Raw genomic sequence first — 18,674 nt, 5'->3', positions numbered from 1 at the left:
CCGGGCCAGCAGTCATCCTTTCTTATTTATGAGGAACAACGATGCGACATACAGCGATTCTTGCCACAGCGTTCACCGCTCTCCTTTCTACCGGCGCCGTTGCCGCCGACCTGCCGGGTAAAGGCATCACCGTCAAACCGATTCAGAGCACCATCACCGAAGAGACCTTCCAGACCCTGCTGGTCAGCCGCGCGCTGGAGAAGCTGGGCTACACCGTCGATAAGCCGAGCGAAGTTGACTACAACGTCGGCTACACCTCGCTCGCCTCCGGCGACGCCACCTTTACCGCCGTTAACTGGCAGCCGCTGCATGACGACATGTACGCCGCGGCAGGCGGGGACAAGAGCTTCTACCGCGAAGGCGTTTTTGTGAACGGCGCGGCGCAGGGCTACCTGATTGATAAGAAAACCGCCGAGCAGTATCACATTAAATCTATCGATCAGCTGAAAGACCCGAAAATCGCCAAACTGTTTGATACCAACGGCGACGGTAAGGCCGATCTCACCGGCTGTACGCCGGGCTGGGGCTGTGAAGCGGTGATTAACCACCAGCTTGATGCCTATGGCCTGAGCAACACCGTGGTGCACAACCAGGGTAACTATGCCGCGATGATGGCCGATACCATCGCTCGCTATAAAGAAGGCAAGCCGGTGATTTATTACACCTGGACGCCGTACTGGGTCAGCGACGTGCTGAAGCCGGGTAAAGACGTGGTCTGGCTGCAGGTACCGTTCTCCTCCCTGCCGGGCGTGCAGAAGAACATCGATACCAAACTGGCTAACGGCGCCAACTACGGCTTCCCGGTGAGCACCATGCACATTGTGGCCAACAAAGCCTGGGCCGAGAAAAACCCGGCGGCGGCGAAGCTGTTCAGCATCATGAAGCTGCCGATTGCCGACATTAACGCCGAGAATGCGATGATGCACGAAGGTCACGCTTCAGAAGCGGATATCCAGGGCCACGTTGACGGCTGGATCAAAGCCCACCAGCAGCAGTTTGACGGCTGGCTGAAAGAGGCGCTGGCGGCGCAGAAATAATCCGCCTTCGTCAGATTGCCATGCAGCTCCGGCGCGCATCACGCCGCCGGAGGTTCCCGGGTTTCGCCTTCTGCGCCCTGCCCGGGCACCGCTTCTCTTTCGCTATTCCACAAAACCACCTCCGCTCCTGCCGCCTCACTATCTCCCGTCACGCATGTGCGCTAACCTACGAACCGGCAAAGAGATTTTATTCCTGGCTAGAGGTTTAACGTATCAATTGTAGTCAATAATTCATTTGATTTATTTGTCACAATAGTTATTATATCGGCTGTAATTAATGAGGTCATACCCAAATGGATAGTTCGTTTACTCCCATTGAGCAAATGCTCAAATTCCGCGCCAGCCGTCACGAAGATTTCCCTTTCCAGGAGATTCTGTTAACTCGCCTCTGCATGCACATGCAAGGTAAGCTACTGGAAAATCGCAATAAAATGCTGAAAGCGCAGGGAATTAACGAGACATTATTTATGGCGCTAATCACCCTGGAATCTCAGGAAAACCACAGCATTCAGCCCTCCGAGCTGAGCTGCGCCCTGGGGTCGTCACGTACCAACGCCACCCGCATTGCCGACGAGCTGGAAAAACGCGGCTGGATTGAACGCCGTGAAAGCGATAACGATCGCCGCTGTCTGCATCTGCAGCTTACCGATAAAGGTCATCAGTTTTTGCGCGAGGTTCTGCCTCCGCAGCATAACTGCCTGCATCAGCTCTGGTCTTCTTTAAGCACCAGCGAAAAAGATCAGCTCGAGCACATCACCCGTAAACTGCTTGGTCGTCTTGACCAGATGGAAGAAAACGGCGTGCTTGCGGAGTCGCTGCGCCAGGCGTAGCACCGCTCGAAATCTTTCTGAATTGACAAGGAAAAACAGACCAGGCCAGCAGATCTTCTGCTGGCCTTTCTGATAAACAGGTCGGCCCAGCCGATGTGAAATAATAAGATCGTGGAGAATAACATGAGCGCAAATGCGGAGAGCCAAATCCCGCAGCAACCGGGCAGCAAGAAAGGGAAGCGCAAGGGTGCCCTTCTGCTGCTGACATTGCTCTTTATTATTGTTGCCGTGGCATACGGGATTTATTGGTTTTTGGTACTGCGTCATTATGAAGAGACCGATGACGCCTATGTGGCAGGGAATCAGGTTCAAATCATGGCGCAGGTGTCCGGCAGCGTGACGAAAGTCTGGGCCGACAACACCGATTTTGTGCAGAAAGGCGATCCTCTGGTCACCCTCGACCGGACTGATGCCCAGCAGGCGTTTGAGAAAGCGCAGACCCAGCTGGCCGCCAGCGTGCGTCAAACCCGTCAGTCGATGATCAACAGCAAGCAGCTGCAGGCCAATATCGACGTCAAAAAAACCGCGCTCTCGCAGGCGCAAACCGACCTCAACCGCCGCATTCCTCTGGGCGCCGCTAACCTGATCGGCCGCGAGGAGCTCCAGCACGCTCGTGATACCGTCGCCAGTGCCCAGGCCGAGCTCGACGTGGCGGTGCAGCAGTTTAACGCCAACCAGGCCATCGTTCTGGGGACCCGCCTCGAGCAGCAGCCTGCCGTTCTGCAGGCGGCCACCGACGTCCGTAACGCCTGGCTGGCCCTGCAGCGTACGCAGATCGTCAGCCCGATTAGCGGCTACGTTTCCCGTCGTGCGGTGCAGCCCGGCGCGCAGATAAGCCCGACCACCCCGCTGATGGCGGTCGTGCCGGCAACCAATCTGTGGGTCGACGCCAACTTTAAAGAGACCCAGCTGGCGCATATGCGCATCGGCCAGCCGGCCACCGTAATCAGCGATATCTACGGCGACGAGGTGAAATACACCGGTAAGGTCGTAGGGCTGGATATGGGGACCGGCAGCGCCTTCTCCCTGCTGCCGGCGCAGAACGCCACCGGGAACTGGATTAAAGTCGTCCAGCGTCTGCCGGTGCGTATCGAGCTCGATGAGAAGCAGCTGGCGGCGCACCCGCTGCGTATTGGCCTCTCCACGCTGGTTGAGGTGGATACCACCAACCGCGACGGCGAGGTGCTGGCTAACCAGACGCGTAAAGACCCGGCTTATGAAAGCAATGCCCGCGAAATCGCCCTTGAGCCGGTGAATAAACTGATCGACGGCATCATCCAGGCTAACGCCGGATAATTCGGGGTGAGCGTAATGCAACAGCAAAAACCGCTGGAGGGCGCGCAGCTGGTCATCATGACCATCGCGCTGTCGCTTGCGACCTTCATGCAGGTGCTGGACTCCACTATCGCCAACGTGGCTATCCCAACCATCGCCGGTAACCTTGGCTCGTCCCTGAGCCAGGGCACCTGGGTGATTACCTCGTTTGGGGTGGCCAACGCCATCTCCATTCCGATAACCGGCTGGCTGGCAAAACGCGTGGGTGAAGTGAAGCTGTTCCTGTGGTCGACGGTGGCATTTGCCATCGCCTCCTGGGCCTGCGGCATGTCCAACAGCCTGACGATGCTGATTTTCTTCCGCGTGATTCAGGGGATCGTCGCCGGTCCGCTGATCCCGCTATCGCAGAGCCTGCTGCTCAACAACTACCCGCCGGCAAAACGCTCCATCGCCCTGGCGCTGTGGTCGATGACGGTGATCGTGGCGCCCATCTGCGGGCCGATCCTCGGCGGCTATATCAGCGACAACTACCACTGGGGCTGGATATTCTTTATCAACGTCCCGATCGGCGTTGCGGTGGTGATCATGACGCTGCAAACCCTGCGCAGCCGGGAAACCCGCACCGAGCAGAGGCGCATCGACGGCGTCGGGCTGGCGCTGCTGGTGGTTGGCATCGGCAGCCTGCAGGTGATGCTCGATCGCGGTAAGGAGCTGGACTGGTTCGCCTCCACGGAGATTATCGTCCTGACGGTGGTGGCGGTGGTGGCCATCAGCTTCCTTATCGTCTGGGAGCTTACCGATGAGAACCCGATAGTCGACCTTTCGCTATTTAAGTCGCGAAACTTCACCATCGGCTGCCTGTGCATCAGCCTCGCCTATATGCTCTACTTCGGCGCTATCGTTCTGCTGCCGCAGCTGCTGCAGGAGGTCTATGGCTACACCGCGACCTGGGCGGGTCTGGCGTCGGCGCCGGTGGGGGTGATCCCGGTCATTCTCTCGCCGATCATCGGCCGCTTTGCCCATAAGCTCGATATGCGTCGGCTGGTGACCTTCAGCTTTATCATGTATGCGGTGTGCTTCTACTGGCGCGCATGGACCTTCGAACCGGGGATGGACTTCGGCGCCTCGGCATGGCCGCAGTTTATCCAGGGCTTCGCGGTGGCCTGCTTCTTTATGCCGCTGACCACCATCACCCTGTCCGGCCTGCCGGCGGAGCGGCTGGCGGCGGCCTCGAGCCTGTCGAACTTCACCCGTACGCTGGCGGGCTCTATCGGGACCTCGATAACCACCACCATGTGGACCAACCGCGAGGCGCTGCACCACGCGCAGCTCACCGAGTCGGTCACGCCCTACAACCCTAACGCCCAGCAGATGTATGACCAGCTGCAGGGGCTGGGGATGACCCAGCAGCAGGCGTCCGGCTGGATAGCCCAGCAGATAACCAACCAGGGGCTGATTATTTCCGCCAACGAAATATTCTGGGTCTCGGCGGGGATCTTTATCCTGCTGTTAGGCCTGGTGTGGTTTGCCCGACCGCCGTTCAGCGCGGGCGGCGGCGGAGGCGGTGCGCACTAGCGTTAATACTAAGGGATCTGCGGATCCCTTTTTTATTGGCCGATAAAAACGCCTGCCTGTCCAGTTTGCGCTAGCTTCTGTCCACTGCGCTAAAGCGCCCCGCTCTCCTTGTCGTGCAGGATAGAGATCCAACTCAAGGAGCTCATCATGCTGAAAAATCCTCACCAAAAGTATCGCCCCTCGCCGGTGATATCCTTGCCCGACCGCCGCTGGCCGGACCGGCAAATTGCCCACGCGCCGCGCTGGCTCTCTACCGACCTGCGCGACGGCAACCAGGCGCTGGCGGAGCCGATGGACGGCGCGCGCAAGCTGCAGTTCTGGAACCTGCTGCTGGAGTGTGGATTCAAAGAGATTGAAGTCGCCTTCCCGTCCGCATCGCAGACTGATTTCAACTTCGTTCGCCAGCTGATTGAGGAGCAGCGTATCCCCGAGGACGTCACCATTCAGGTGCTGACCCAGGCGCGGGAGGATTTAATCCTGCGCACCTTCGAATCGCTGCGCGACGCCCACAGCGCCACCGTGCATCTGTATAACGCCACCGCGCCGCTGTTTCGCCGGCTGGTCTTCGGTATGGAAAAAGCGCAGGTGGTTGAGCTGGCGACCCGCGCCACCCGGCTGATCCGCCAGCAGTGCGAACGGCAGCCGCAAACGCGCTGGCAGTATGAGTATTCGCCGGAAACCTTCTGCTTTACCGAACCTGAGTTTGCGCTGGAGATCTGCGAAGCGGTGGCGGACATCTGGCAGCCCTGCGCCGAACGCCCGATGATCATCAACCTGCCCGCCACCGTGGAGGTCAACACCCCCAACGTCTATGCCGATCAAATTGAGTATTTTTGCCGTCACTTCTCGCGACGCGCCGACGTCTGCATCAGCGTCCACCCGCATAACGACCGCGGAACCGGCGTTGCCAGCGCCGAGCTGGCGGTGATGGCCGGCGCCGATCGCGTTGAAGGCTGCCTGTTTGGTAACGGCGAGCGCACCGGCAACGTCTGTCTGGTCACCCTCGCCATGAATCTCTACAGCCAGGGCGTCGATCCTCAGCTCACCTTCCCGGAGATGAAGCGGGTCGTGGAGATTGTCGAGAGCTGCAACCAGCTGCCGGTTCACCCGCGCCATCCGTGGGCGGGAAGCCTCGCCTATACCGCATTTTCCGGCTCGCATCAGGATGCGATTAAGAAAGGTTTCGACGCCCGCCGGCCCGGTGAAGTTTGGCAGATGCCCTACCTGCCCGTCGACCCGCAGGATATTGGCTGCAGCTATGAGGCGGTTATCCGCGTCAACAGCCAGTCGGGTAAGAGCGGCAGCGCATGGCTGATTGAGCAGAATCACGGCTTAAAGCTGCCCCGCATGCTGCAGCAGGATTTCAGCCTGCACGTGCAGCGCGAAACCGATAGCCACGGCAAGGAGATGACGCAAAACGCCCTGTGGCAGCTGTTCCGCGAGCGCTACGGCCTGGTGGCGGCACCGCCGCTGGCGCTGCTGGATTATAAAAGCGACAGCCAGCAGGACGGCCAGCTCTCGCTGCAGGCGACGCTCAGGGCCTGCGGAGAGAGCCGCAGGCTGCAGGGGAACGGCAACGGGCTGCTCTCTGCCGCGGCAAGCGGGCTGAGCGCGCTGCTTAAGCAACAGTTTGTGATTAAGGATTATCACGAGCATACCCTCGGCGAGCGCAGCGACAGCCGTTCGGTGGCCTATATCCGCTGTGTCTTCCCGAATGGCGACAGCCGCTGGGGGGTCGGGATCGATAACGATGTCGCCCGCGCCTCGCTGCAGGCGCTGTGCAATGCGCTCAGCGGCGGCGATCGCTACGGCGAGCGGAAGTAATCGCTGGGGGCCATCCCCATCACCCGGCGGAACATGGCGCTGAAGGCGCTGTGGCTGCCGTAGCCAAGGTCCAGCGCCACCCGCAGGACAGACTGCCCCTGCGCCAGGCGCACCAGCGCTTCCATTAGTTTCGCCCGGCGCACCCATTCGCTCCAGGTCAGCGTTGTCTGCTGCTGGAAGTGGCGGTTGAGCGTCCGCTCGCTCATATTGCTCTCTTTTGCCGCCTGGACGCAGCTCCAGGCGTCGCCCGGCGTTTCGCGGACCTTTTGACATAGCCGGCGCAGCGCCTCGCTTTGCGGTTCGATCAGGCCAAAGGGCAGCACGGCCATGCCGCGGATCTCATCAAGAATTAATTCATAGACGCGCTCGTCGCGGCTGCCGGGATCGTAGCGTTCGGCCAGCGTCAGCGAGGTGACGATCAGCTCGCGCAGCAGCGGGGAGATCTGCACGATCTGGCACGATGACGGCAGATCGGCGCGGGCAAGGGGATCGATAAACAGCGTGCGCGCCGCAACTGCGCCGGTGATCCGCAGCGCGTGGGGCGTACCCGCCGGCAGCCAAACGCCGCGCCCCGGCGGGACGACCCAGTAGCCAGCCGGCGTCTCAACCCGCACCACGCCGCTCAGGATATGCAGCAGCTGGACGCAGTCGTGCTGATGCCACGGCTCGCTATCGCCATGGGCGTAATCATGGGCAAAGGGCACCAGGGAGCGATGCTGAAAGGAGAAGCGGGAAGTCGTCGACATCGCGGCGTGAGGATATCGGCCCGACGCTATCGCCGGGCCGTGGCAGAAGAACTAGATATGCAGTTCTTGCAGCGTTTCTTTCGGCAGCGCCAGCTCGTCATTGCTGTTGATGCGTACGTCGCGCTCAAGAATATGACGCGCGATGTCCTGAGCTTCTTCCAGCGAGTGCATGGTGTAGGTACCGCACTGGTAAACGTTGAGCTCAGGGATCTGGCTCTGCTCTTTTACCTTCAGCACGTCGGCCATTGCCGCTTTCCAGGCATCCGCTACGCGCTGCTCGTCCGGCGTACCGATCAGGCTCATATAGAAGCCCGTGCGGCAGCCCATCGGAGAGATATCGATAATTTCCACACCCTTACCGTTGAGATGGTCGCGCATAAAGCCCGCGAACAGGTGCTCAAGCGTGTGAATGCCTCTTTCCGGCATCACTTCCTGATTCGGTATGCAAAAACGCAGATCGAAAACGGTAATTTCATCGCCGTGCGGCGTGTTCATTTTCTTCGCGACGCGCACCGCAGGGGCTTCCATTCGGGTATGGTCGACTGTGAAACTATCTAACAACGGCATTCTTCACCTCCGATAGTGATTTTTTTTAAAATAAAATGAACTCTTTTTACACCCGCTAGTCTGAGTATGTGAAAGACGCGCATTTATTATCATCATCATCCCTGAATCAGAGATGAAAGTTTGGCCACATTGATGTGGCCTTTTTCTTTTGTACCGCTTTTTGCTACGCGTGTCTCGCTAACAGAGCGCTAAACGGTTCGCTATCTTCCGCTTCTACCTTCTGCTGACGCACGGCTGACGCTTCACGCTCGGTAATGAAATCCTCTTCGCGTAAAATCTCCAGCGGCTCTTCCCGCAGCATCGTACGATACCGATCGGCCAGCTCCTTACCGGTGCCGCCAATCCCTTCTTCAAGCATAGAACGCAGAATGCGCGCCGAGAAAGTTAATTCCGGATCGTCGAAGCTGGCAACCAGCTCATCGCACACCTGCTGATAGGCGTCGCCGCCGTGAATGCCGTCCAGAATCTGCGCAACGCGGCGCAAATCACGGAACAGGTCTTTACCCACCTTAGCCAGCGGGAACTGCGCGCTTTCGCAGCCAATTCCCAGCGTCAGGCCCGGCTTACGCCCTTCAAGAATCACCCGATTCCAGTTAGTGCGCGTACACAGCAGCTCGTCGCTGCTCATTTCTGGCGCATCGGCCAGCACGCACCAGACCATAAACAGATCGAGGAAGCGCACCTGCTGCTCGTCAACGCCAATCGGCGAGAACGGGTTGATATCCAGTGAACGAACTTCGATATATTCGATTCCGCCGCGCAGCAGCGCGTCAGACGGCGTCTCGCCGCTGCGGGTCACGCGTTTCGGGCGGATTGGCGCATAGAGCTCGTTTTCAATCTGCAGAATATTACTGTTAATTTGCAGGTACTTGCCGTCTTTCTCTAGGCCAATTTCCGCATACTCCTGCGACGGGGTTTTAATCGCCCGCTTCAATCCTGCCACATACTCCTGCAGATCGTTAAACGTAATTCCGAGATTGCTTTGCGACTTATTGGTATAGCCGAGGTCGCTCAGGCGCAGGGAGGTTGCGTACGGCAGGTAATACATGCCGTTTTCCGCTTTCTCAAACGGCAGCGTGGTCGGTTTCCCCTGCAGGAAAGAGGAGCAAATCGCCGGGGAAGCGCCGAACAGATACGGGATCACCCAGCCAAAGCGGTAGTAGTTGCGGATTGAGCGGAAATAGCCCGCCGAAATGGCCTCTTTCCCGCTTTCCTCGTCCTCAACGCCGCACTTCGCCTGCCAGAACGCCATCGGCAGAGAGAAGTTATAGTGCACGCCGGAGATGGTTTGCATCAGCGCGCCGTAGCGGTTTTTCAGCCCTTCTCGGTACAGCGTTTTCAGACGGCCAATATTCGAGGTGCCGTACTGCGCCAGTTCGATGTCCTGGCCCGGAGCAATATAGCAGGGCATGCTCAGCGGCCACATCCGCTCATCGCCGATATGGCGGGCGGTATAGCGATGAACATCGCGCATAAAAGTCAGCATGTGCTGAATATCGCCATCAACCGGCGTAATAAACTCCAGCAAAGCTTCAGCGAAATCGGTGGTAATCCATTTATGGGTCAGCGCCGAACCCAATGCCTGAGGATGGCCGGTAGTGGCCAGCGAGCCATCGGCGTTAACGCGCAGCGTTTCGCGCTCAAGGCCGCGATGAATGCCCTTTAGCGCCTGCGGATTTTTTTCCAGCCAGGCCAGCGCCTGTGATACGTCCGGGATCAATTTGACCTCCCGCCTGTCGAAATCATTTGAATAAGCATAATTGTAATGGTGACCATCCAGGTTATTCCAGCAAAGGTTATTGTTACCGCCTGCCGGGAGTGCCTCAGCTCCACAATTAGTGCCACCATGTCATGCCCTGAAGCGTGACCAGCGCAATGACGATATAGCGTAGCGCTTTACCAAGGCATAAAAAAAAGAGCACTGGTCCCCAGGAAATGCGCATCCATCCCGCCAGTAAACACAGCAAATCGCCGATCACCGGCGTCCAGCTTAATAATAATGTGACCGCGCCGTAGCGCTTTAGCCAGCCGGATGCCCTCTCCTGCCAGCGCGACGTTTTGCGCAGCGGAAACAGGCGCCCCAGAATAACGTTAGTTACCCCTCCAAGGCTATTGCCGATTGTTGCTATTAATACCAGCGCCCACGGTTGGCTCGCTCCCGTAAGCAGCATAGCAACCAGCACAACTTCCGAGTTACCGGGAAGCAGCGTGGCGCTGAGAAAGCTACTGGCAAACAGCGATATCAGCGATAGCGCGTCGCTCACAGCAGCCGAACGTCGACAGCATCCATCCCCGCGCGCCGTGCGGCCTGCAGACCAAAGTCAGCGTCTTCAAACACCACGCATTTTTCCGGCGCAACGCCCATGCGCTCGGCGCACAGCAGGAAGGTATCGGGAGCAGGCTTGTGGTTGGTGACGTGATCGGCGGCAATCACCGCTGAGAAGTAGTGACGCAGGCCGAGATGGGCCAGCAGAGCCTCCGCAACGGCGCTTTCGCTGCCGGTGCCAACCGACATCGGCCGGCGGCCGTGCCACTCTTTTACCACCTCAATCAGCGGTAAGGGGCGCACGCTATCCAGCAGCATCGCCTTGACGGCGTTGGTTTTCTCCAAAGCCAGGCGATGGGGGTCTAAATCCGCCTGGTTCATTTCGATAATCACCTGGGCAATACGCCAGGTCGGAGAACCGTTGAGCGCGACCATCGCCTGCTCGTCGAAACGCATTCCGCAACGACCCAGAACCTCGTGCCAGGCCTTACGATGCGTCGGCTCGGTATCAAGGATAGTGCCATCCATATCAAAGATAAGTCCTGCGTAGCGTTCGTACATCGTGTTCTCACAAACCGGTTAGGGAAAGATTACTTTATCGCAAAAGGCGCATATTGTCGCGGGCGGAGGCGGGGGCAAAAGCAGCAAAGGCGCCACGGGGCGCCTTTATCATAGCGGTGCACCGGCTTATTTGATTTTCAAATCATTCTCAACCAAACGAACGCCCTGCACTCTGCGGGTCACCTCTACGGCGCGATTAGCATCCTTCTGCGACGAAACAAAGCCGCTCAGCTGAACGCGGCCTTTGAAGGTCTGCACGCTAATTTCAGTGGATTTAATCTCTTTTTCGTTAAACAGCGCGGTTTTGACTTTGGTGGTCACGACGGTGTCGTCGATATAGCCGCCGGTACTTTCCTTCGTGGCCGATCCGGCACAGCCAGCCAGAGATACGGCAACCAGAAGCGTCGCGCAAAAGGCAGGTATTGCTTTGAACCATTTCATGGATTTCTCTCCTTGCACTCATCTCACCCGAATCAGGTCGATATACAGGGGTAAATTATAGTGGAAAGAGCAACTTGCCAATATTAAAAAGTGCGCAAGAGCGTGCAGAAACAGCTAAAAGACAGCGGCTAAGAGGTTTTTTGGGTAAGAAAATTGGCTAACCGGGAGGAGATGATGCTGCCGATTGTCTCGCAGACCATGAGGCAACAGGATTGCTGTTATCTCGGAGAAGATGGTGCATCCGAGAGGGTGACTCACTGGGTTCGCCCTGCGGGCCGTCGCTTATGCGACGTTATCCTCCCTGGTGTTGGAGGTTTTTTCGCAGACCATGAAGCAATAATGTTGGGATTAGTTCAGGAGAAGATGGTGCATCCGGGAGGATGACTCACTGGGTTCGCCCTACGGGCCGTCGCTTATGCGACGTTATCCTCCCTGGTGTTGGAGGTTTTTTCGCAGACCATGAAGCAATAATGTTGGGATTAGTTCAGGAGAAGATGGTGCATCCGGGAGGATGACTCACTGGGTTCGCCCTACGGGCCGTCGCTTATGCGACGTTATCCTCCCTGGTACTGGCGATTATCTCGCAGACCTTGAAACAACAGAATAGCTGTTATCTCGAAGAAGATGGTGCATCCGGGAGGATTCGAACCTCCGACCGCTCGGTTCGTAGCCGAGTACTCTATCCAGCTGAGCTACGGATGCATCAGGGGGAACTTCTTTACTACGTTAACTTCCCTGGCGCTGGCGACTATCTCGCAGACCTTGAAACAACAGAATGGCTGTTATCTCGGAGAAGATGGTGCATCCGGGAGGATGACTCACTGGGTTCGCCCTACGGGCCGTCGCTTATGCGACGTTATCCTCCCTGGTACTGGCGATTATCTCGCAGACCATGAAACAACAGAATAGCTGTTATCTCGAAGAAGATGGTGCATCCGGGAGGATTCGAACCTCCGACCGCTCGGTTCGTAGCCGAGTACTCTATCCAGCTGAGCTACGGATGCATCAGGGAGAACTTCTTTACTACGTTAACTTCCCTGGCACTGGCGATTATCTCGCAGACCATGAAACAACAAAAGTGCTGTTATCTCGAAGAAGATGGTGCATCCGGGAGGATTCGAACCTCCGACCGCTCGGTTCGTAGCCGAGTACTCTATCCAGCTGAGCTACGGATGCATCAGGGAGAACTTCTTTACTACCAGCAAGCGCCGCAAATTAACCATTGCCACGCTTCACAAGATGGTGCATCCGGGAGGATGACTCACTGTGCTCGCCCTACGGGCCGCTGCTGATGCAGCGTTATCTTCCCTGGTGCTTGCGGCTATCTCGCAGACCATGAAACAACAGGATTGCTGTTATCTCAGAGAAGATGGTGCATCCGGGAGGATTCGAACCTCCGACCGCTCGGTTCGTAGCCGAGTACTCTATCCAGCTGAGCTACGGATGCAAAATGGCGGTGAGGCGGGGATTCGAACCCCGGATGCAGCTTTTGACCGCATACTCCCTTAGCAGGGGAGCGCCTTCAGCCTCTCGGCCACCTCACCACACGCCTCTTTCGAGTGCTTCGAAGAACTTGTTTCTGCTCTTCGTCGCTGCGATGGCGCACATATTACTTTCTGGTACTTATAAGTCAAACAATTTTTCGAGACCTTTTTCCGTTTGCACACTTACCGCGCAATCAGCCTGCAAAAACGGCAAAAAGAGCGTTTAATCAACAGAAATTCAGGGGTTAGGACCAGCTAAAAGCAAAAGATAAACGCAACGGACGATGGACAAGTAACGGAAAAGAGAGGCGTCGGGAGTAGAAAAGAGAGATAAATCGGCTGGCGATGGGATGCGCCTCACGAAATCGCGAGGCGCGAAAACCTTAGTAACTGGACTGCTGGGATTTTTCAGCCTGGATACGCTGGTAGATCTCTTCACGATGCACGGAGACTTCTTTAGGGGCATTAACGCCAATACGTACCTGGTTACCCTTAACCCCTAAAACTGTCACAGTGACCTCATCTCCAATCATGAGGGTCTCACCAACTCGACGAGTCAGAATCAGCATTCTTTGCTCCTTGAAAGATTAAAAGAGTCGGGTCTCTCGTATCCCGGCATTATCCATCATATAACGCCAAAAAGTAAGCGATGACAAACGCCTCACGGCGTACCGCAGTCATGGCATCACATTCTGTTAAACCTAAGTTTAGCCGATATACACAACTTCAACCCGACTTTATCGTTATCAGTGCTTCTCTTGCAAGATACCGTAATCCGAAGATCACGGCACCTATGCGTTTATAGTTATTACAGTTTTGCGCTTACCCAGCCTTTCACACTGGCTAACGCAGCAGGGAGAGCAGACGCATCGGTACCACCGGCCTGAGCCATATCCGGACGACCGCCCCCTTTACCGCCCACCTGCTGAGCGACCATACCAACCAGCTCCCCTGCCTTCACGCGATCTGTCACATCCTTAGACACACCGGCAATCAGAGAAACCTTACCATCCGCAACCGTGGCTAACACTACAACCGTTGAACCCAGCTGGTTCTTCAGATCGTCAACCATGGTACGCAGCATTTTTGGCTCAACGCCGACCAGCTCGCTGACCAGCAGCTTAACGCCGTTAATCTCTTCCGCTTTGCTGGAGAGGTTTGCGCTCTCCTGCGCTGCCGCCTGCTCTTTCAGCTGCTGCAGCTCTTTTTCCAGCTGGCGGGTACGTTCCAGCGCGGAGCGTACCTTGTCGCCGAGGTTATGGCTATCGCCCTTCAGCAGCTGTGCGATATCGCCCAGCAGATCGCTTTGGGAATGCAGGCTCGCAATCGCGCCCTCACCGGTCACCGCCTCAATACGGCGCACGCCCGCGGCGGTCCCGGATTCGGAGGTGATGCGGAACAGGCCGATATCGCCGGTCCGCGCAGCGTGAGTCCCGCCGCACAGCTCGGTGGAGAAATCACCCATTTTCAGGACGCGAACGCGATCATCATACTTCTCGCCGAACAGCGCCATGGCGCCAGATTCGCGAGCCGCATCGATATCCATGATGTTGGTTTCGATAGGCAGGTTGCGGCGAATTTGCGCATTGACCAAATCTTCAACCGCGCGGATCTCTTCCGGCTTCATCGCTTCAAAATGCGAGAAGTCAAAGCGCAGCGCCTTGTCATTTACCAGAGAGCCTTTCTGAGCCACGTGCGTACCGAGAACCTGGCGCAGCGCGGCATGCATCAGGTGGGTCGCGGAGTGGTTCAGACGGATACGCTGGCGGCGAGCGCGATCGACATCGGCCTGCACCGCGTCCCCCACTTTCAGGGTACCGCCGGCCACTTTACCGATATGACCAATCGCCTGGCCGTACTTCTGCGCATCGCTGACGGTGAACGAGAAGCCCGCGCCTTTCAGCTCGCCCTTATCGCCGACCTGGCCGCCGGACTCGGCATAGAACGGCGTCTGATCCAGAATAACAACCGCTTCCTGACCGGCGCTGACGGTATCAACCGCTTTGCCGTCGATGAACAGCGCGGTGACCTTGCCGTTCAGCTCCAGGCTATCGTAGCCTTTAAACTCAGAAGCGCCCTCAACGCGAATCATCGCGTTGTAGTCGGCGCCGAAACCGCTGGACTCACGCGCGCGACGGCGCTGCTCTTCCATTGCCGCTTCGAAGCCCGCTTCGTCAACTTTGATATTGCGCTCGCGGCACACGTCCGCAGTCAGGTCAACCGGGAAGCCGTAGGTATCGTACAGACGGAAGGCCGTTTCGCCGTCCAGGGTGTCGCCTTTCAGCTTAGCCAGCTCTTCGTCCAGCAGCGCCAGGCCGCGTTCCAGAGTGCGGGCAAACTGCTCTTCTTCCGTTTTCAGAACCTGCTCAACCTGAGCCTGCTGCTGCTTCAGCTCTTCGCCAGCGGAGCCCATGACCTCAATCAGCGGCGCAACCAGCTTCCAGAAGAAGGTATCCTTTGCACCGACCATATTGCCGTGGCGGACGGCACGACGAATGATACGACGCAGCACGTAGCCGCGGTTCTCATTCGACGGGATCACGCCATCAGCGATCAGAAACGCACAGGAGCGAATATGATCGGCAATCACGCGCAGCGACTTGTTGGTCAGATCGGTGGCGCCGGTCACTTTTGCCACGCTCTCGATCAGTTGACGGAACAGGTCGATATCATAGTTGGAGTTCACGTGCTGCAGAACGGCGGCGATACGCTCAAGGCCCATACCGGTATCAACGGACGGCTTCGGCAGCGGCTCCATGGTACCGTCGGCCTGGCGGTTAAACTGCATGAAGACGATGTTCCAGATCTCAATGTAGCGATCGCCGTCCTCTTCCGCGCTTCCCGGAGGGCCGCCCCAGATGTGGTCGCCGTGGTCAAAGAAGATTTCGGTGCACGGGCCACAAGGGCCGGTATCGCCCATCTGCCAGAAGTTATCGGAGGCAAACGCGCCGCCTTTATTGTCGCCAATGCGAATAATGCGCTCACGCGGAACGCCAACCTCGTTGGCCCAGATGTCGAAAGCTTCGTCATCGGTTTCGTAAACGGTTACCCACAGCTTTTCTTTCGGCAGAGCGAACCAGCTTTCGCCTGTTAACAGCTCCCATGCGTACTTGATGGCATCCTGCTTAAAGTAGTCGCCGAAGCTGAAGTTGCCCAGCATTTCAAAGAAGGTGTGGTGGCGCGCGGTATAGCCGACGTTTTCCAGATCGTTGTGTTTGCCACCCGCACGAACGCAGCGCTGCGAGGTGGTCGCACGGGAATAATTACGCTTGTCGAGGCCAAGGAACACATCCTTGAACTGGTTCATCCCGGCGTTGGTAAACAGCAGGGTCGGGTCGTTGTGCGGCACCAGGGAGCTGCTGGCAACTACCTGATGTCCCTTACTATGGAAAAAATCGAGAAACGCCTGACGGATCTCAGCAGTGCTCTTGCTCATAATTATCCTGAAATCAAGCTATACACTTCATCCTTCACGCCGCCTCGACGCTGGCTGCGCGCGTTCACCTCCGTCACGTACCTGCGTACGCCCCAGGGACTCACTCCGTTGCCGCCTTGATGCGGCGTGAATGATTTTGTGTATAAGGAATAATCGTCCTGGGCGCTGATTGCCTTTTAAACAGCCAGCGGCCGGACGGAATAAAGTGGGAATAAGATAAGTTTTCTTTACGGGGAAGTAAAATCCCCGATGGGTCAATCTGCAAAATTTCGCCAGATTTCCTGGATATCTTCCATTAAGTAGCCGCGGTACAGCAAAAAGCGCTGTATTTTAACTTTTTCTGCAAATACGGTGGGGAGCGGATCGCCATACTTTCTCTGCGCCTGCTCTTTCGCCAGCAGCGCCCAGTCGATTTCGCACTCGCGCATTGCGCGCTCGCTCTCTTCGCGGGCGATACCTTTCTGGTTCAGCTCCTGGCGGATGCGCGCCGGACCGTAGCCTTTGCGGCTCCGGCTGGCAATAAACTGGCGGACAAAGCGCTGGTCATCGAGGTAGCGGTTTTCGATGCACCAGCCCACAACGCGATCGACCTCTTCCGGCGTAACGTCCAGCGCCTCGGGGCCATTTTTCCCCATGACCGGCGCGGCCAGCTTGCGCCGCAGCTCCTGTTCGCTATGGTCGCGCATTGCCAGAATACGAATCGCGCGATCCAGCAGGCGGGCGTAGCCGGAACGGCGGGATGAAGATTCAGTCACGAGCACCTCGATAATCAAAAAGCAAAAGGGCCGCATAAGCAGCCCCTTGTTTTCCCGTCTTATTTCAAATCGCATGCACGCTGGCCCTGCCAGCCCTGCAACCTGAACTATTCAGGAGACCATTACCTGAAGGTATCAGAAATCCTGTTCGCTTGCTTCTTCGCTTTTACCGTCAACCGCGAAGTCCGGCGTGGAGTCCTGGTTGTTCAGCAGCAGCTCACGAACTTTCTTCTCGATCTCTTTCGCCGCAGCCGGGTTCTCTTTCAGCCAGGAGATAGCGTTCGCTTTACCCTGACCAATTTTGTCGCCGTTATAGCTGTACCAGGCGCCCGCTTTTTCAATCAGCTTCTCTTTCACGCCCAGATCGACCAGCTCGCCGAAGAAGTTGATGCCTTCGCCGTAAAGGATCTGGAACTCCGCCTGCTTGAACGGCGCGGCGATTTTGTTCTTCACGACCTTCACGCGGGTTTCGCTGCCAATGACGTTATCGCCATCTTTTACCGCACCGATACGGCGGATATCCAGACGCACGGAGGCGTAGAATTTCAGCGCGTTACCGCCGGTGGTGGTTTCCGGGTTACCGAACATCACGCCGATTTTCATACGGATCTGGTTGATGAAGATCAGCAGCGTGTTGGACTGCTTCAGGTTACCGGCCAGCTTACGCATTGCCTGGCTCATCATACGCGCCGCGAGGCCCATGTGAGAGTCGCCGATCTCGCCTTCGATTTCCGCTTTCGGCGTCAGCGCCGCAACGGAGTCGACCACCAGCACGTCTACCGCGCCAGAGCGCGCCAGCGCGTCACAGATCTCAAGCGCCTGTTCGCCGGTATCCGGCTGAGAACACAGCAGGTTGTCGATATCTACGCCCAGCTTGCGGGCATACACCGGATCCAGCGCGTGCTCTGCATCGATAAAGGCACAGGTTTTACCTTCACGCTGCGCGGCGGCGATAACCTGCAGAGTCAGCGTCGTTTTACCGGAAGATTCTGGCCCGTAGATCTCGACGATACGGCCCATTGGCAGACCGCCGGCGCCCAGGGCGATATCCAGTGAAAGCGAGCCGGTGGAGATAGTTTCCACGTCCATGGAACGGTCTTCACCCAGGCGCATGATGGAGCCTTTACCGAACTGTTTTTCGATCTGGCCCAGTGCTGCCGCCAACGCTTTCTGTTTGTTTTCGTCGATAGCCATTATTACTCCTGTCATGCCGGGTGGAACCGGGTAGTGAATTCTGTTCTGTTGAGGCAATTATACTGTATGCTCATACAGTATCAAGTGTTTTGTAGAAATTGTTGCCAGAGGAGCTGCAGGGCGTAGGCCGTGGCCTGACGGCGCACCGACTCACGGTCTCCGGCGAAACATTCGCGCTGCGTGATCCCCTGCCCGTTGGCGCAGGCGACGCCAAACCACACCGTTCCGACGGGCTTTTCTGCGCTGCCGCCATCCGGCCCGGCAATGCCGCTCACCGAGATCGCGTAGGTGGCGCGCGCGGCGCGCAGTGCGCCAACAGCCATCTCCACCACCACCGGTTCGCTCACCGCGCCGTGCTCAGCTAACGTCGCTTCGCTGACGCCAATCATCTGTGATTTAGCTTCATTGCTGTAGGTGACAAAACCGCGCTCAAACCACGCCGAGCTGCCGGCGATATCGGTAAGCACTTTAGCAATCCAGCCGCCGGTACAGGATTCAGCCGTGCTCACCGTCGCGCCCTGCGCCTTCAGCGCCTGCCCAACCCGCTCACTCAGCTGCATTAATTCCGAATCTGTCATCGTCGCCCCGTTTAAGCCAGATAAAGAGGCCATCAAAGATAGCACTTTCAGCACAGATGTGGGGATCGGGAGATGAATTTACGAGGGGGCTTCCGAAAAAGGACG

Annotated in this window: 16 protein-coding genes and 5 tRNA genes; 5 read left to right on the top strand and 16 right to left on the bottom strand. The window is 57.4% G+C overall.

The genetic code is table 11. The features are described from left to right. Positions 1-41: 41 nt before the first annotated feature. The 5 genes from proX (at position 42) to leuA (ending at position 6,541) form a co-directional block, all read left to right on the top strand. Positions 42-1,037 carry a glycine betaine/L-proline ABC transporter substrate-binding protein ProX gene (gene proX / locus MMW58_RS06165; protein WP_133600323.1) on the top strand — a complete coding sequence of 332 codons (996 nt, stop codon included), beginning with the start codon at positions 42-44 and terminating at the stop codon, positions 1,035-1,037. Positions 1,038-1,330: 293 nt separating this feature from the next. Continuing rightward, a complete protein-coding gene (gene mprA / locus MMW58_RS06160) occupies positions 1,331-1,867 on the top strand; it encodes a transcriptional repressor MprA (RefSeq protein ID WP_133600324.1) in 537 nt (178 codons plus the stop codon). A 123-nt stretch (positions 1,868-1,990) separates the two neighbouring features. Next, positions 1,991-3,163 (top strand): multidrug efflux MFS transporter periplasmic adaptor subunit EmrA, encoded by a 1,173-nt coding sequence (emrA, locus tag MMW58_RS06155; RefSeq protein ID WP_241722927.1) that lies wholly within the window; start codon positions 1,991-1,993, stop codon positions 3,161-3,163. Positions 3,164-3,178: 15 nt separating this feature from the next. Then, a complete protein-coding gene (gene emrB, locus MMW58_RS06150) occupies positions 3,179-4,717 on the top strand; it encodes a multidrug efflux MFS transporter permease subunit EmrB (RefSeq protein WP_241722926.1) in 1,539 nt (512 codons plus the stop codon). 147 nt (positions 4,718-4,864) lie between these two features. Further along, positions 4,865-6,541, top strand: coding sequence for a 2-isopropylmalate synthase (gene leuA / locus MMW58_RS06145; RefSeq protein WP_241722925.1), 1,677 nt, complete (start codon positions 4,865-4,867; stop codon positions 6,539-6,541). Here the strand turns inward: leuA and MMW58_RS06140 are convergent. The 16 genes from MMW58_RS06140 to pncC form a co-directional block, all read right to left on the bottom strand. Then, positions 6,523-7,287: an AraC family transcriptional regulator gene (locus MMW58_RS06140; protein WP_241722924.1), complete on the bottom strand. Its 765-nt coding sequence runs from the start codon at positions 7,285-7,287 to the stop codon at positions 6,523-6,525. The genes leuA and MMW58_RS06140 overlap by 19 nt on opposite strands. 51 nt (positions 7,288-7,338) lie before the next feature. Further along, on the bottom strand, positions 7,339-7,854 hold the full coding sequence (luxS, locus tag MMW58_RS06135) for an S-ribosylhomocysteine lyase (protein WP_072051859.1): 516 nt from the start codon (positions 7,852-7,854) through the stop codon (positions 7,339-7,341). Positions 7,855-8,017: 163 nt separating this feature from the next. Further along, on the bottom strand, positions 8,018-9,574 hold the full coding sequence (gene gshA, locus MMW58_RS06130) for a glutamate--cysteine ligase (protein ID WP_133600331.1): 1,557 nt from the start codon (positions 9,572-9,574) through the stop codon (positions 8,018-8,020). A gap of 115 nt (positions 9,575-9,689) precedes the next feature. Continuing rightward, positions 9,690-10,118 (bottom strand): YqaA family protein, encoded by a 429-nt coding sequence (locus MMW58_RS06125; protein ID WP_041146862.1) that lies wholly within the window; start codon positions 10,116-10,118, stop codon positions 9,690-9,692. Continuing rightward, a complete protein-coding gene (gene yqaB, locus MMW58_RS06120; RefSeq protein ID WP_241722923.1) occupies positions 10,115-10,681 on the bottom strand; it encodes a fructose-1-phosphate/6-phosphogluconate phosphatase in 567 nt (188 codons plus the stop codon). The genes MMW58_RS06125 and yqaB overlap by 4 nt, the downstream gene beginning before the upstream one ends. A 126-nt stretch (positions 10,682-10,807) precedes the next feature. Then, positions 10,808-11,122, bottom strand: coding sequence for a BON domain-containing protein (locus tag MMW58_RS06115; protein ID WP_095098381.1), 315 nt, complete (start codon positions 11,120-11,122; stop codon positions 10,808-10,810). Between the two features lie 625 nt (positions 11,123-11,747). Continuing rightward, positions 11,748-11,824, bottom strand: a tRNA-Arg gene (locus MMW58_RS06110). Between the two features lie 225 nt (positions 11,825-12,049). After that, positions 12,050-12,126: transfer RNA gene (locus MMW58_RS06105), tRNA-Arg, on the bottom strand. A gap of 95 nt (positions 12,127-12,221) precedes the next feature. Beyond that, positions 12,222-12,298 (bottom strand) — tRNA-Arg (locus MMW58_RS06100). 194 nt (positions 12,299-12,492) lie between these two features. Continuing rightward, positions 12,493-12,569: transfer RNA gene (locus MMW58_RS06095), tRNA-Arg, on the bottom strand. A gap of 4 nt (positions 12,570-12,573) precedes the next feature. Next, positions 12,574-12,666 (bottom strand) — tRNA-Ser (locus MMW58_RS06090). Between the two features lie 323 nt (positions 12,667-12,989). Continuing rightward, a complete protein-coding gene (csrA, locus tag MMW58_RS06085; RefSeq protein WP_000906486.1) occupies positions 12,990-13,175 on the bottom strand; it encodes a carbon storage regulator CsrA in 186 nt (61 codons plus the stop codon). Positions 13,176-13,414: 239 nt separating this feature from the next. Beyond that, positions 13,415-16,042: an alanine--tRNA ligase gene (gene alaS, locus MMW58_RS06080; RefSeq protein WP_241722922.1), complete on the bottom strand. Its 2,628-nt coding sequence runs from the start codon at positions 16,040-16,042 to the stop codon at positions 13,415-13,417. A 254-nt stretch (positions 16,043-16,296) separates the two neighbouring features. Continuing rightward, complete coding sequence (gene recX, locus MMW58_RS06075) at positions 16,297-16,797, bottom strand: recombination regulator RecX (RefSeq protein ID WP_241722921.1); 501 nt, start codon at positions 16,795-16,797, stop codon at positions 16,297-16,299. Between the two features lie 135 nt (positions 16,798-16,932). Beyond that, positions 16,933-17,991, bottom strand: coding sequence for a recombinase RecA (gene recA, locus MMW58_RS06070; protein WP_095098387.1), 1,059 nt, complete (start codon positions 17,989-17,991; stop codon positions 16,933-16,935). Positions 17,992-18,071: 80 nt separating this feature from the next. Further along, positions 18,072-18,569, bottom strand: a complete 498-nt coding sequence (gene pncC / locus MMW58_RS06065; RefSeq protein WP_241722920.1) for a nicotinamide-nucleotide amidase — start codon at positions 18,567-18,569, stop codon at positions 18,072-18,074. Positions 18,570-18,674 lie beyond the last annotated feature (105 nt).

The organism is Klebsiella sp. HC6 (assembly GCF_022605325.1).
In the GTDB taxonomy this organism is placed as follows: Bacteria; Pseudomonadota; Gammaproteobacteria; order Enterobacterales; family Enterobacteriaceae; genus Klebsiella; species Klebsiella terrigena.
This window is presented reverse-complemented; position numbering and strand designations above follow the sequence as displayed.

Excerpts from the sequence above, each read along its gene's own strand:
- proX (WP_133600323.1), top strand. The coding sequence starts at position 42 with ATGCGACATACAGCGATTCTTGCCACAGCGTTCACCGCTCTCCTTTCT.
- mprA (WP_133600324.1), top strand. The coding sequence starts at position 1,331 with ATGGATAGTTCGTTTACTCCCATTGAGCAAATGCTCAAATTCCGCGCC.
- emrA (WP_241722927.1), top strand. The coding sequence starts at position 1,991 with ATGAGCGCAAATGCGGAGAGCCAAATCCCGCAGCAACCGGGCAGCAAG.
- emrB (WP_241722926.1), top strand. The coding sequence starts at position 3,179 with ATGCAACAGCAAAAACCGCTGGAGGGCGCGCAGCTGGTCATCATGACC.
- leuA (WP_241722925.1), top strand. The coding sequence starts at position 4,865 with ATGCTGAAAAATCCTCACCAAAAGTATCGCCCCTCGCCGGTGATATCC.
- MMW58_RS06140 (WP_241722924.1), bottom strand. The coding sequence starts at position 7,287 with ATGTCGACGACTTCCCGCTTCTCCTTTCAGCATCGCTCCCTGGTGCCC.
- luxS (WP_072051859.1), bottom strand. The coding sequence starts at position 7,854 with ATGCCGTTGTTAGATAGTTTCACAGTCGACCATACCCGAATGGAAGCC.
- yqaB (WP_241722923.1), bottom strand. The coding sequence starts at position 10,681 with ATGTACGAACGCTACGCAGGACTTATCTTTGATATGGATGGCACTATC.
- MMW58_RS06115 (WP_095098381.1), bottom strand. The coding sequence starts at position 11,122 with ATGAAATGGTTCAAAGCAATACCTGCCTTTTGCGCGACGCTTCTGGTT.
- csrA (WP_000906486.1), bottom strand. The coding sequence starts at position 13,175 with ATGCTGATTCTGACTCGTCGAGTTGGTGAGACCCTCATGATTGGAGAT.
- alaS (WP_241722922.1), bottom strand. The coding sequence starts at position 16,042 with ATGAGCAAGAGCACTGCTGAGATCCGTCAGGCGTTTCTCGATTTTTTC.
- recA (WP_095098387.1), bottom strand. The coding sequence starts at position 17,991 with ATGGCTATCGACGAAAACAAACAGAAAGCGTTGGCGGCAGCACTGGGC.
- pncC (WP_241722920.1), bottom strand. The coding sequence starts at position 18,569 with ATGACAGATTCGGAATTAATGCAGCTGAGTGAGCGGGTTGGGCAGGCG.